Raw genomic sequence first — 13,215 nt, forward strand, 5'->3', positions numbered from 1 at the left:
TTCAAACACCCTCGCGGTCGGACAGGGCGGAAAATCCACTGATGACCGCCTCTGCCTGAACCATGATCCGCTCCACCAGCTCGGCGCACGAGGGGAGTTCGTCGATCACCCCGGCCACCTGCCCGGCCGCCATCACCCCCAGATCCGTGCGCCCTTCGACCATCGACGCACGCAGCAGCATCGGCGCGTTGGCCGCGAGCAGCACCTGACTCCAGGACAGGTCCTTGCCGTGCTTCATCGCGAGCCCGTCGCGGATCATCTGCGGCCAGGAGAGCCCGGACAGCTTCCGGAAGCCGGCGGCCCGGCGGGCGGCCCGGACGAGGGACTTCGTACGGCCGGACTTCTCCAGGGAGCTGACGAGGTCCGTACGGAGCATGCGGTGCGGGAGTCCGTCCACGGCCGTGGTGACGGTGACGTCCTTGACTGTCGCCGCCAGGTACTTCGCCTTCACCGCGTCCGGAACCGTCGAGTCCGAGGTGAGCAGGAAACGGGTGCCCATGGCGATGCCCGCCGCCCCGTACGCCAGCGCCGCCACCAGCCCCCGCCCGTCGTGGAAGCCGCCCGCCGCCACGACCGGGATGCCGACCGCGTCCACGACCTGCGGCAGCAGTACGGTCGTCGCCACTTCACCGGTGTGCCCGCCGCCCTCGCCGCCCTGCACGAGCACCGCGTCGGCGCCCCATGCGGCGACCTTCTCGGCATGCCGCCGCGCCCCGACGGAAGGGATGACGACCACGCCCGCGTCCTTCAGTTCGGCGATCAGCTCGCGCGAGGGAGCGAGCGCGAAGGACGCGACGCGCACGCCCTCGTCGATGATGATCCGTACACGGTCGCCCGCGTCCCCCGCGTCGGCGCGCAGATTCACTCCGAACGGCTGGTCCGTGCGGGACCTTACCTCCCGTACAGAGTCCCGGAGTTGGTCGAGCGTCATCGTCGCGGAGGCCAGGATGCCCAGTGCGCCCGCGTTCGCCGTGGCCGACACCAGGCGGGGGCCCGCCACCCAGCCCATGCCGGTCTGCACGACCGGGTGGCGGACTCCGACGAGCCGGGTCAGCGCGGTCTCCATCAGAGCCCGGCCTTTCCCGCTACGGGAACCTCGCGGTTCCGGGTGCCCTGGGGGTCGATGACCTCACGGATCAACTCCAGCTCCCGTGACGTCGGTTCACGCGTGTACGGCACCTGGTCGGGGACGTGCAGCTCGAAGCCCGTCGCCTCCCTCACCCGCTCGACCGTGACGCCCGGGTGCAGCGAGGCGAGGCGCATCGAGTGGTCGGGCGTGGCGAAGTCGAGGACGGCGAGGTCGGTCACCACGCGCGGGACGCGGTGGAAACGCGTGGCGCTCGGGCCCGCCGCGGCGGCGCGGTCGTACCCCACCCCGCACACCATGTCGACCCGCTCGACGAAGACGCGCGGTGAGTGCTTGGGAACCCAGTAACTGGTCGGGTTGTTGAGGGTGTTGACCGGGGCTCCGCGCACGCCGAGCAGTTGGCGCGTGGGTCTGGCCCAGTCTCCGATGCAGGAGATGTTCTGGTTGCCGAAGCGGTCGATCTGGCTCGCGCCCATCATCACGTGCCGACGGCCGCCGGTGACCATCGTCAGATGCCGGCGGTAGGGCAGCCAGCCCTCCGGTGTGCCGTCGAGGCCGACGAGCATCGCCTCGCCGTCCGTCAGCAGCAGGTCGGGCGAGAAGGTGCGCCTGGCGAGGCGGGCGCCGATGGACGGGATCAGGCCCATGGGGCTGGCGAGCACCTCGCCGTTGTCCCGCCAGGCCTCGGCACAGGCGATCACGCAGTACTCGGCACGGGTCGCGGTCACTGGCTCCGCTCCTTCCGCCAGGCCTGGACGGCGCGCTGGTAGGCGTGTTCGTCGCCACCGAGGAAGCGCTCGGCGAACTCGGAGTACGGCGTCGTGGCGTACAGCTTCTGGAAGGCCTCGTCGCGCCCGTAGTCGGGTACGCACGAGGTGAAGTGGGCGCCGTTCGGGGCCTCGACGACGCCCGTCACGCTCGACCGGTCGAGCAGCAGCGTCTGCGGCGCGGCCTCCTTGGTCAGCTCCGCGGTGTCGACGACGCGCTCGCAGGAGACGTACGCCGTGTCCGCGGCCTCGCAGAACAGGTCGTCGAAGTACGGGTCCGGACCCAGGTACTGGCCGTTGCCGAGGCGGTCCGCGCGGTTCATGTGGACCAGGGCCGCGTCCAGGCGCAGGGCGGGCATGGCGACGAACTCCTCCCGTATCCCCGAGGGCCCGTCGGCGTACGGCGAAGTGACCGTCCGCAGGCCGGGGTTGACCCGCATCACGTCCGAGCCGATGCCGGCCCGCACCGGCAGGAACGGCAGCCGGTTGGCGGCGGCGCGCAGCCCCCACATGAACATCGCCTCGTCGACCTCCATCAGCTCGAAGGCGCCGCGCTCGCGCGCCGCCCGGTAGTGCGGTTCGAGCGGGATCGAGTCGAGCGTCGCGAAAGCGGTGACGAGCTTGCGTATCCGTCCCGCGGCGGCGAGCAGGCCCACGTCCGGGCCGCCGTACGAGACCACCGTGAGATCGGTGATCCCGGTGCGGAGCAGCGCTCTCACCAGAGCCATCGGCTTGCGGCGCGAGCCCCAGCCGCCGATGCCGAGGGTCATCCCGCCGCGCAGCCGGGAGACCGCCTCGTCGGGAGTCATGGTCTTGTCGCTCACTCTTCAGCCCCCTCCTTTCCGATCTTTCCGGCTTTTCCGAAGGTGTCGCGGACGCGGTCGGCGACCCCGCTGAGGTTCGCCTCGAAGGTGAAGCCCTGCTCGAAGCGGTAGCTGCGGCGGACGTCGACGGGGTCGATGCCGTTGATGGCGGCCTTGGCCAGGCGGATCAGCTGCCCGTCCTTGGCGGCTATCTCGCGCGCCAGCTCCAGGGCCGCCGCCCGCAGTTCCTCGCGCGGCACGACCTTCCACACCGAGCCGTGCGCGTGCAGTTCGGCCGCGGTCGCGGTGCGCGAGGTGTAGTACAGGGCGCGCATCAGGTGCTGCGGGACCAGCCGGGCCAGATGCGTGGCCGCGCCGAGCGCGCCGCGGTCGAGTTCGGGCAGCCCGAAGGTCGCGTCCTCGCTCGCCACGATCGCGTCCGCGTTCCCCACGAGCCCTATCCCGCCGCCCAGACAGAAGCCCCGCACCGCCGCGACGACGGGCACCTCGCACTCGTACACCGCGGCGAAGGCCTCGAAGCAGCCGCGGTTGGCGTCTATGAGCGTGTGATGGCCCCCGGTGGCCCCACTGTTCTCGGCGGCCCGCTGCATCTCCTTGATGTCGACGCCCGCGTTGAAACCGCGCCCCTCCGCCGTCAGCACGACACAGCGGATCCCGGGGTCGCGGCCCGCCGCGCGGACGGCGTCGGCCAGGTCGAACCAGCCCCGCACCGGCAGCGCGTTCACCGGCGGGAAGTCGACCGTGACGACGGAAATCCCCTTTTCCGGGGACGAGGTGGAGACACCCATGGGCGCATCAGCTACCTTTCCACCAAACGTTTGTTAGGCACATCTCGAAGCTAGCAGCGATTGCATCCGCGCGGGAGGCCCTGTGGACAACCTGGATCTCGGAGGCAGGACCGTCGTCGTCACGGGCGGCACCCGCGGCGTCGGGGCCGGCATCGCACGGGCGTTCGCACGAGCGGGCGCACACGTCGTCGTCTGCGCGCGCAGGCCGCCCGAAGTGCCGGTGGAGGGAATCGGCTTCGTGCCCGTCGACCTGCGCGACACGGCCGCCGTGCACGCCTTCTTCGACGCGCTGCCCCGGCTCGACGTCCTGGTCAACAACGCGGGCGGCGCGCCCTACCGGCCCCTCGCCGAGGCGGACGCGGCACGGCACGCACGCGTCATCGAGCTCAACCTCACCGCTCCGCTCACCGCCTCGATCGCCGCCTACGAACACCTCAGGCGGACCAAGGGCTCGATCGTGATGATCGGCAGCGTGAGCGGAACACGGCCGTCGCCCGGCTCGGCGGCCTACGGGGCGGCCAAAGCGGGCCTGGAGAACCTGGCCCGCTCGATGGCCGTCGAATGGGCCCCCGACATCCGGGTCAACACCCTGGTCGTCGGCATGGTCCGCACCGAACTGGCCCACCTGCACTACGGCGGCGAGGACGGCATCGTCGCCGTCGCGCGCACCGTCCCGCTGGGCCGCCTCGCCCAGCCGTCCGACATCGGCGAGGCAGCCGTCTTCCTCGCCTCCGACGCCGCCGCGTACATCACCGGGGCCTCGCTGCTCGTCCACGGGGGCGGGGAGCGGCCCGCCTTCCTCGATGCCGCAACTGCCAACAAGGAGAACTGAGATGAGCGCACGGCTGCTGTGTGAGGGGCGAGTCGTGATCGTCACGGGCGCGGGCCGCGGACTCGGCCGGGCCCACGCGCTCGCGTACGCCGCCGAGGGCGCGCGGGTCGTCGTCAACGACCTCGGGGTCGGCCTCGACGGCACACCGGGACCGGACAGTCCCGCCCGGCAGGTCGCAGACGAGATCCGCGCGGCGGGCGGCGAGGCGGTGGCCCACGGCGGCGACATCGCGACGACCGAGGGCGCCGCCTCCCTCATCGGCGCCGCCCTGGAGACGTACGGCCGTCTCGACACCCTCGTCAACAACGCCGGGTTCCTGCGCGACCGGATGCTGGTCAACCTCGACGAGGACGACTGGGACGCCGTGCTGCGCGTCCACCTCAAAGGGCACTTCCTGCCGCTGAAGCACGCGGCGGCGCACTGGCGGGCGGAGACCAGGGCGGGCCGGACACCACAGGCCCGAGTCGTCAACACCAGCAGCGGAGCAGGGCTGTTGGGATCGGTCGGGCAGGGCAACTACAGCGCCGCCAAGGCCGCGATCATCGGGCTGACGCTCGTCGCCGCCGCCGAGATGGGGCGGTACGGCGTCCAGGTCAACGCGATCGCTCCCGCGGCCCGCACCCGGATGACCGAACAGACCTTCGCCGAGACCATGACGGCCCCCGGCTCCGGCTTCGACGCCATGGCGCCCGAGAACGTCTCACCACTGGTGGTCTGGCTCGGCTCGGCCGCGAGCGCGGGCGTCACCGGCCGTGTCTTCGAGACCGAGGGCGGGCGGATCACCGTGATGGAGGGCTGGCGGCCGGGCCCGACCGCGGAAAAGGGCGCGAGGTGGACGCCGTCGGAGGCGGGCGAGACGACGTTGAAGCTGCTGGCGGAGGCGGAGATTCCGGGGGCGGTGTACGGGGCGCGGTAGTGCGATCGGCGGGGCCTGGGGGCTGCGCCCCCAGGCCCCGCTAAAAGATTGCGCAGTTCCCCGCGCCCCTGAAAAGACTGGGTTGTTCGTCGGGTGCGGGGCGGTGGGGGTTGCTCGCGCAGTTCCCCGCGCCCCTAAAAAGACCGCCGGTCCGCCCCGGGTTCTTTTAAGGGGCGCGGGGAACTGCGCGAGCAACCCCCACCCGCCCGCAGCCGAAGAACCGGCCTATGTGGTCTGGGGCGGGTGGCCCAGGGGCGATCGCAGGAGCGCGGCTATCTCGGCATGGGCCGTCTGCTGGTCGTTGCCGGCGAAGGGGCGGCCCTGCGTGTCGAGGAGTTGGACCTCGATGGTGATGCCGCTGTCCTCCGGGTAGCGATGGGTGACCGACTCGTGGCCCGGGCCGTGGATCTGTTCCAGGCCCGCGCGGAGTTCGGCTTCCACGTCCAGGGGAACCCAGCGGCGGGCCTCCGCCAGGGCCTCGGACCTCGCCTCGGCTCCCTGGGCGAGGAGCGCCCGTACGCACCCCAGCGACCCCCGCCGCGCGGCGGCGACCAGCGGCGGCTCACCGGTGGGACCGGGACGGTCCGGGTCCGCGCCGGCCCCGAGAAGGGCCTCCACCACCGGAGCGTGGCCCCGCCGCACCGCCCAGGCCAGGGCCGTGAAGCCGAACGCCTCCACCGTGTCCGGGTACGCCCCGGCCGCCAGCAGGGCACGGACGACCGCCGTATGGCCGCCGCAGGCCGCGCCGCACAGCGGAGCGTCCGTGGCCTGACTCAGCCGGTCGGGGGCGGCGCCGGTCGCCAACAGCAGTCGTACGATGCCGGGCTGGTCGCTCACCGCCGCCAGATACAGCGCCGTCTGGCCGTCCTCGTCCACCGACTCCGGACTCGCGCCGGAGCGCAGCAGCCGTACGACCGCGTCCTCGTCACCCTCGTACACAGCGGTGAAGAGACGCGCCGCGGGGTCGTTCGTGCTCATCCTTCGACCCTCGCTCGCGAAGGACCCGGGAGGCAAAGCCTTTTGGGGTGTTCTGTCTCACCCCTTACGTGCTCAGCCCTGAGCTCACCCCTTACGTGCTCACCCTTCTACGTGTCGCACTCCAGCACCGTCCGGCACAGCGCGCACCGTGCCCGTACCCGGCCGCGCACCGGCACCCTGATCCGCTGGTGGCAGGTGGGGCAGGGGAAGGACACGTGCAGGGGACCGCGGCCGTGGGGGGTGAAGGCGTAGGGGACGCCGAGGTGGGGGCCGGGGGTGTGGTGGTCCTGGGCGTGGCGGCGGTCCTTCGCGTAGCGGCGGCGGCCCGTCCAGCCGGCGGCGGTCAGCGGGGGCTGCTGTTCGTCGTGGCGGGCCTGTGCCATGCCCTTGGTGTACGCGGTGTACGCCTGCGGGCTGGTGAACCAGATCGAGGGGTCCTCACCGAAGACGAGGGCGCGTTTGGCGAGGACGTACCCGAACTCCTCCGGCGTCAGGTACCCCAGCTTCTGTGAGGAGGCCGCGTCCTCGCGGTAGGCGTCGAGGAGCAGCCAGCCCGCGCCCAGATACGTCGCCGCCGTGTCCGTGAGGATCTCGTTGTCGCGGGTGCCGGGGAAGGAGAGGTCGAGGCGGTGCAGATAGACGTGCATCACCTCGTGGGCGAGGGCGGCGCCGATGTCCCTGCGGTGGGTGCGGAAGCGGTCGTTGAGTTCGATGAAGTACTCGGGGCCCGCGGCGAGTTCGACGTTCGCCGCGTGGGTCATCTCGCGGAAGCCGATGATCATCCGGGCGTCCGGCAGCCGGTAGTGCCGCACCATCTCGCGGGCCACGCGCTGCGCGCCCAGGTGCAGGTCGTCGGTGTCGGCGAAGGCCACGTCGACGGGGGCCACGCTGGTCGCGAAGGTGCGGATGGTGTCGTACGAGAGCCGCTTGTAGAGCGCGGTGATCGACGCCCGCACCGTGTCCAGATGCGGGTAGCCGTGCTCGACGGGTCCGCCGTTCGCCACGTCCGCACCCCCTGAAGACGCCAGCACTGGATTCCACAGCACTGGCTTCCACTCTAAGCCGGGTTCCTCCCGGCGGCGGGGGTGCGCGGGCGCGCCGTGCCCTGTCTGGCCGGAATGCGGCCCTTGCCCGGGGTGCGCGAGGGTCCCCATAATCCCCACCAGCTTGGCAGGGGCATGCCATGGCTGCCGCAGGGCCACTCCGGCGGGCCATGCCGGCAGGCCCTCGCCTCGCGCTCAACCCCCCACGAGAGGAAGCACGTTGAAGTCTCCCAAGAAGTCCGGCGTCATCAGAAGAGTGCTCGCCGTCGGAGCGGTCACGCTCGCCGCGGTGTCCCTCCAACCGCTGTCCGCGCAGGCCGCGCCCGCGCCCGTCGTCGGCGGGACCCGCGCCGCGCAGGGCGAGTTCCCGTTCATGGTGCGGCTGTCCATGGGCTGCGGCGGCGCCCTGTACGCCCCGAACATCGTCCTGACCGCCGCGCACTGTGTGGACGGCTCGGGCAGCAACACCTCCATCACCGCCACCGCCGGCGTCGTCGACCTGCAGAGCAGCAGTGCGATCAAGGTCAAGTCGACGAAGGTGCTCCAGGCGCCCGGCTACAACGGCAAGGGCAAGGACTGGGCGCTGATCAAACTCGCCACGCCGATCAGCCAGCCCACCCTGAAGATCGCCACCACCACCGCGTACAACAACGGCAACTTCACCGTGGCCGGCTGGGGCGCCACCCGCGAAGGCGGCGGCCAGCAGCGCTACCTGCGCAAGGCCACCGTCCCCTTCGTCGACGACGCCACCTGTCAGCAGGCGTACGGCAGCGATCTCGTCCCCGGTGACGAGATCTGCGCCGGATTCGTCCAGCAGGGCGGCGTCGACACCTGCCAGGGCGACTCCGGCGGTCCCATGTTCCGCAAGGACGACACGGGTGCCTACATCCAGGTCGGGATCGTCAGCTGGGGCCAGGGCTGCGCGGAGCCCGGGTACCCCGGGGTGTACAGCGAGGTCTCGACGTTCGCGGCCGACATAGCCCGGGCGGCGTCCGGACTGTAGGCGCCGCGGCCGTCGCACGTACGTCTGACGGTGTGGGCGCCCGTGACCCCGGTCGCGGGTGCCCCGCTGCGCCTGCCCCGGCTTTCCGGGCTCTCCCGGCCGCCAGTCCCGTTAGTCCAACTGCTCTCCCTCCTTTGTCCATGGGCACACCGACCCCACGCGCCGCACGCTGACGGCACGGAACACCGCCCCCGGGAGGAGAGCCTTGCAGCCCTCAGCCATGCCCTCGGACACCTTCGCCCCCACCCGCCGTGCCGTCGTCGCGGCGAGCGCCGCCGTCGGGATCGGGGCCGCGCTCGGCACGCCCGGCGCGGCCTCGGCGGCCACCGCCTCCGGCGAAGACATCACCATCCGCTCCGGCGCCCTCGAAGTCCGCGTCGCCGCCGCCTTCCCGCGGATCGTCTCCTACACCGACCGTGCCACCGGCGCCGTCCTGCACGGCCAGGAGGACGAGGTCACCTCCGTCCTCATCGACGACGCCTTGCGCACCCCGACGGTCACCGCCACGGCCGGCGACACCGCGGTCGCGTACCGCCTCGCCTTCGACGGCGGCACCACCATCGACATCGAGATCACGGTGACGGACCATCAAGTCACCTGGCGTGTCACGGAGATCGCCGACACCGGCGCCCTCCCCGTCGGCACCCTCCGCATCCCCGGCCTCGCCCTGCTCTCCGTCCGCAGCGACCAGCCCGGCGCCCAACTCCTCGCCGCACGCATCCAGTTGGACAAGTCCAAGAGCGGCGACACCCTGCTCACCCCGACCGCCGACAGCCCGGCCGACACCGCCACCGGATGCGCGTACGCCGTCGTCGCGCACCACGCACTCGCGGGCGCCGTCGAGACGAACACCGTCTACGACAAGCCCGTCAGCGCCGACGGCACCACCTGGGAGAACGGCCGCCTCTGGCGCCAGACCGTCCGCAAGGACGGCTACGTCAAGGCCCAGCTCACCCCCGGCCAGTGGACCCACCGCGCCGCGACCGCGACCGACACCGAACCCCTCCCATACGCCACGGTCATCGTCACCGGCGACCGCAACGGCGACGGCGTGATCGACTGGCAGGACGCGGCGATCGCCTTCCGCGACATCATGGTCACCCCGCTCGGAGCCGACGAGACCCATCTGCGCGTCGTCCCGCACATCCCCTTCAACTTCGCCTCGCAGGCCACCAATCCGTTCCTCGCCACCCTCGACAACGTCAAGCGGATCTCCCTCGCCACCGACGGACTACGGCAGTTCACGCTCCTCAAGGGCTACCAGTCCGAAGGACACGACTCCGCGCACCCCGACTACGCGGGCAACTACAACCAGCGCGCCGGCGGCCTCGACGACCTCAACACCCTCGTCAGGGAAGGCAGGAAGTGGAACAGCGACTTCGCCGTCCACGTCAACGCCACCGAGTCCTACCCCGTCGCCCACGCCTTCTCCGAGACCCTCGTCGACAAGACCAACGAGCAGTGGGACTGGCTGGACCAGTCCTACCGGATCGACCAGCGCCGCGACCTCGTCTCCGGCGACATCGCCCAGCGCTTCGCGGACCTGCGACGCGACGCGGACCCGGCCCTGAACTCCCTCTACATCGACGTCTTCCGCGAGTCCGGCTGGACCTCCGACCGCCTCCAGCGCGCCCTGCGCGACCAGGGCTGGCACGTCACCTCCGAATGGGGCCACGGCCTGGAGCGCTCCTCGCTCTGGTCGCACTGGGCGACCGAGACCGACTACGGCCCCGACACCTCCCGCGGCATCAACTCCCAGCTCATCCGCTTCATCCGCAACCACCAGAAGGACGTCTTCGCCGACAAGTGGCCCACCCTGCTCGGCATCGCCCGCATGGGCAACTTCGAGGGCTGGACCGGCAAGACCGACTGGACCTACTTCTACGACCTCCTCTGGGCCCACTCACTGCCCGCCAAGTACCTCCAGGCGTTCCCGGTCAGGACGTGGACCGACCACGAGATCACCTTCGAGGGGTCCATATCCGTCTCCGACGCCGACGGCACCCGCCGCATCACCACCGACGGACGGCTCGTCTACGACGACGGCAGCTACCTCCTGCCCTGGGAGCCGAAGCGGCCCACGAAGCTCTACCACTACAACCCCCAGGGCGGCAGCACCAGTTGGCAGCTCCCGCGCGCCTGGGAGGGCCTTGCCCGCATCGCCCTATATCGGCTCACCGACCAGGGCCGGGTGTTCCAGACGTACATCCCCGTACGCGACGGCAAGGTCACCCTCGACGCCACGCCCAAGCAGCCGTACGTCCTCCACCGCACCCGCGTCCCCGACACCCCCGACCCCGCCTGGGGCCAGGCCACCCCTCTCCACGACCCAGGCTTCAACTCCGGCTCCCTGAAAGGCTGGAGGGTCAGCGGCCCCGCCTCCGTCCAGCTCAGCGACCTCGGCGACTACGAGCTGGTGATCGCCTCCGGCGGCGCGGCCACCGTCACCCAGCGGCTCACCCGCCTCAAGCCCGGCCCGTACGCCGCCTCCGTCCAGGTCGAGGTCGGCGAGAGCGCGGACGACACCCGCAGAGCCTGTCTCCAGGTGCGTACCGCCGACGGTGTCACGGCCGACAACTGGACCAAGACCTCCACCGCGGGCAACTACGTCGCCGCCGACCGCAAGCACGGCACCCGCTTCCAGCGGATGGTCACCTACTTCACCGTGCCCGAGGGCGGCGGCCGGGTCGACCTCACCCTGCACGCCGACGCCGGGCACGCGCGCGTGCGGTTCGACAACGTCCGTGTCGTGCCCGCACGGCAGCCCTCGAAGCAGGGCGCGCTCGTCTTCGAGGACTTCGAGAACGTCCCCCAGGGATGGGGCCCCTTCGTGAAGGGTGACGCGGGCGGCTCCACCGACCCGCGCACCCATATCGCCCAGCGGCACGCCCCGTTCACCCAGCGCGGCTGGAACGGCAAGGCGATCGACGACGTCATCGACGGCTCGCAGTCCCTCAAGTCACGCGGCGAGAACGACGGCCTGGTCTACCGGACCCTCCCGCACACGGTCCGGTTCGAGCCGGGCAAGCGCTACCGGGTCACCTTCCGCTACGAGAACGAGAAGGCCGGGCAGTACGCCTGGATCACCGCCGCCGACCACGGCGCGACGACCACCGAACTGGACCGCGCCGGCCTTCCCGCCGCCACCGAACCGGCCGAGCTGGCCTACGAGTTCACCGCACCCGGTGAGGGCGAGGCCTGGGTCGGGCTGCGCAAGGTGGGGGACGACGGCTCGGCGGAGTTCTCACTGGACTCGTTCGAAGTGAACGAGGTTTCCTGAAGCTCCAGCACCCACACCTCGTTCACGCCCTCACGCAGGACCGGACCGGGAACGTACAACTCCCGCTGCGGACCGACCGACCAGTACCGCCCCAGATTGAACCCGTTGATCCACACGAACCCCCGGGTCCAGCCCGGGAGTTCCAGCAGGGCGTCCCCGGCGCCGCGCACCTCGACGGTGCCGCGGTACAGACCGGGGGCGCCGTCCCCCGGGAGCCCCGCGAAAGGCACCCGCCCGACATCGTCCAGCGCGTCCAGCCGCAGCCCCCGCGCCCGCACCCCGTGCAGATACTGCCGCTCGTGCAGCACACCCCCGGTGATGCCCTTCGGCTCACCCGTGCGCGGCCCGTAGTTGACCCTCCCCAGGGACTCCACCCACAGCTCCACGCGCGCGTGCCCCGCGACCGGCTCCTTGAGCTGAGGCTCCTCCTCGGTGAGCACCCCGGCCCGCGCACCGTCGACGTACACCACCGCCAGATCCCGCAGCCCGCGCAGCATGAGCGGATACGGCTGCCGGGGACCCGGCACGGTCACCTCGTACTTGACCAGGCCCCGGTCCACGTCCAGTTCCTCGAAGGTCGGCGGCACGGGGTACTCGCCGCCGGCACCCCCCACCGACTCCAGCACGGTGTCCATGGAGGCCCATTCCCGAAGGGCGACCGGCCCGGACGCCCCGAGCGGCGAGGGCAGTGGAGGCAGATCGGGCAGCGGCCCGTCCGCGTACTCGGCGAGGACCTCCCGGAAGCGCCAGAACTTCTCGGTGGGGCGCCCGAGTTCATCGATCGGCGCGTCGTAGTCGTAGGAGGTGACGTCCGGCTCCAGCGGGCCGTCGTGCAGGGCGCCGCCGCCCCGGTTGGCACCCGCCCAGCCCGCGAAGTTCGTGCCCCCGTGCGCCATGTAGAGATTGACCGACGCCCCGCACTCCAGGATCTCCCGCAGCGCGTCCGCGGCGTCCCCGGGATCCCGTACGACATGGCCGGCGCCCCAGTGGTCGAACCAGCCGCACCAGAACTCCATGCACATCAGCGGGCCCACGGGCCGGTGCCCGCGCAACGTCGCGAACGCCTCGCGCGCGTGGGAGCCGAAATTGGCGGTCGCCAGGACGCCGGGGACCGAACCGCCGGTGAGCATGTGATCCTCGGGCCCGTCCGAAGTGAACAGCGGCACGCTCACCCCCTCGGCCCGCAGCAGGTCCGCCAGCCACCGCAGATACACCTGGTCCGAGCCGTAGCTGCCGTACTCGTTCTCGACCTGCACCATCAGCACCGGCCCGCCGCGGTCGATCTGCCGCGGCACGATCTCGTGCAGCAGATGGTGGAACCAGTGCCGCACCTGCCCCAGATACTCCTCGTCCCGCGTCCGGAGCTTCCCCGTCAGCCAGTGCGGCAGCCCCCCGTTCTCCCACTCCGCGCAGATGTACGGGCCAGGCCGCACGATCGCCCACAGCCCAGCCTCCCGCACCGCGTCCAGGAAACGGCCCAGCTGCTGGACATCCCGGAAGGAACCCGAGCGCGGCTCATGGAGATTCCACGGAACGTACGTCTCCACACAGTTGAGCCCCAGCGCCCGCAGCATCCCGAGCCGGTGCGCCCACTGCTCCTCGTGCACCCGGAAGTAGTGCAGTGCGCCCGACAGCAGCCGCACCGGGCGTCCGTCCAGCAGAAAATCCGTGTCCCCCACCGTGAACTCGCTCATGGG

At 71.4% G+C, this 13,215-nt stretch carries 11 protein-coding genes; 4 read left to right on the top strand and 7 right to left on the bottom strand.

Annotation, left to right across the window (positions count from 1 at the left end):
- Position 1: 1 nt before the first annotated feature.
- From OIC96_RS35810 to OIC96_RS35825, 4 genes are read right to left on the bottom strand one after another with little or no spacing between them, the layout of a single operon-like run.
- Positions 2–1,066, bottom strand: a complete 1,065-nt coding sequence (locus OIC96_RS35810; protein WP_330303860.1) for an NAD(P)H-dependent flavin oxidoreductase — start codon at positions 1,064–1,066, stop codon at positions 2–4.
- On the bottom strand, positions 1,066–1,815 hold the full coding sequence (locus tag OIC96_RS35815; protein WP_330303859.1) for a CoA-transferase subunit beta: 750 nt from the start codon (positions 1,813–1,815) through the stop codon (positions 1,066–1,068). Before OIC96_RS35815 ends, OIC96_RS35810 begins: the two co-directional genes overlap by 1 nt.
- The gene (locus OIC96_RS35820) at positions 1,812–2,678 is read right to left on the bottom strand and encodes a CoA transferase subunit A (RefSeq protein ID WP_330303858.1); all 867 of its coding nucleotides are present in this window, start codon (positions 2,676–2,678) and stop codon (positions 1,812–1,814) included. The genes OIC96_RS35815 and OIC96_RS35820 overlap by 4 nt, the downstream gene beginning before the upstream one ends.
- Positions 2,675–3,466: an enoyl-CoA hydratase family protein gene (locus OIC96_RS35825; RefSeq protein ID WP_330303857.1), complete on the bottom strand. Its 792-nt coding sequence runs from the start codon at positions 3,464–3,466 to the stop codon at positions 2,675–2,677. Before OIC96_RS35825 ends, OIC96_RS35820 begins: the two co-directional genes overlap by 4 nt.
- Positions 3,467–3,557: 91 nt before the next feature.
- Between OIC96_RS35825 and OIC96_RS35830 the strand changes: the two genes are divergently transcribed.
- Together OIC96_RS35830 and OIC96_RS35835 are read left to right on the top strand one after the other, a co-directional pair.
- Positions 3,558–4,298: an SDR family oxidoreductase gene (locus tag OIC96_RS35830; RefSeq protein WP_330310058.1), complete on the top strand. Its 741-nt coding sequence runs from the start codon at positions 3,558–3,560 to the stop codon at positions 4,296–4,298.
- A 1-nt stretch (position 4,299) separates the two neighbouring features.
- Positions 4,300–5,214 (top strand): SDR family oxidoreductase, encoded by a 915-nt coding sequence (locus OIC96_RS35835; RefSeq protein WP_330303856.1) that lies wholly within the window; start codon positions 4,300–4,302, stop codon positions 5,212–5,214.
- A 225-nt stretch (positions 5,215–5,439) separates the two neighbouring features.
- Here OIC96_RS35835 and OIC96_RS35840 read toward each other — a convergent pair whose 3' ends face one another.
- The gene (locus OIC96_RS35840) at positions 5,440–6,192 is read right to left on the bottom strand and encodes an ankyrin repeat domain-containing protein (RefSeq protein WP_330303855.1); all 753 of its coding nucleotides are present in this window, start codon (positions 6,190–6,192) and stop codon (positions 5,440–5,442) included.
- Positions 6,193–6,299: 107 nt separating this feature from the next.
- Positions 6,300–7,196, bottom strand: coding sequence for a hypothetical protein (locus OIC96_RS35845; protein ID WP_330303854.1), 897 nt, complete (start codon positions 7,194–7,196; stop codon positions 6,300–6,302).
- Between the two features lie 259 nt (positions 7,197–7,455).
- Between OIC96_RS35845 and OIC96_RS35850 the strand changes: the two genes are divergently transcribed.
- Positions 7,456–8,238, top strand: coding sequence for a S1 family peptidase (locus OIC96_RS35850; RefSeq protein WP_330303853.1), 783 nt, complete (start codon positions 7,456–7,458; stop codon positions 8,236–8,238).
- A 220-nt stretch (positions 8,239–8,458) separates the two neighbouring features.
- Positions 8,459–11,518, top strand: coding sequence for an endo-alpha-N-acetylgalactosaminidase family protein (locus OIC96_RS35855; RefSeq protein WP_330303852.1), 3,060 nt, complete (start codon positions 8,459–8,461; stop codon positions 11,516–11,518).
- Here OIC96_RS35855 and OIC96_RS35860 read toward each other — a convergent pair.
- Positions 11,404–13,212 (bottom strand): glycoside hydrolase family 35 protein, encoded by a 1,809-nt coding sequence (locus tag OIC96_RS35860; RefSeq protein WP_330303851.1) that lies wholly within the window; start codon positions 13,210–13,212, stop codon positions 11,404–11,406. The two genes, OIC96_RS35855 and OIC96_RS35860, sit on opposite strands and share 115 nt — an antisense overlap.
- Positions 13,213–13,215: the final 3 nt, after the last annotated feature.

The sequence above is a fragment of the Streptomyces sp. NBC_00775 genome, assembly GCF_036347135.1.
GTDB lineage: Bacteria > Actinomycetota > Actinomycetes > Streptomycetales > Streptomycetaceae > Streptomyces > Streptomyces lutosisoli.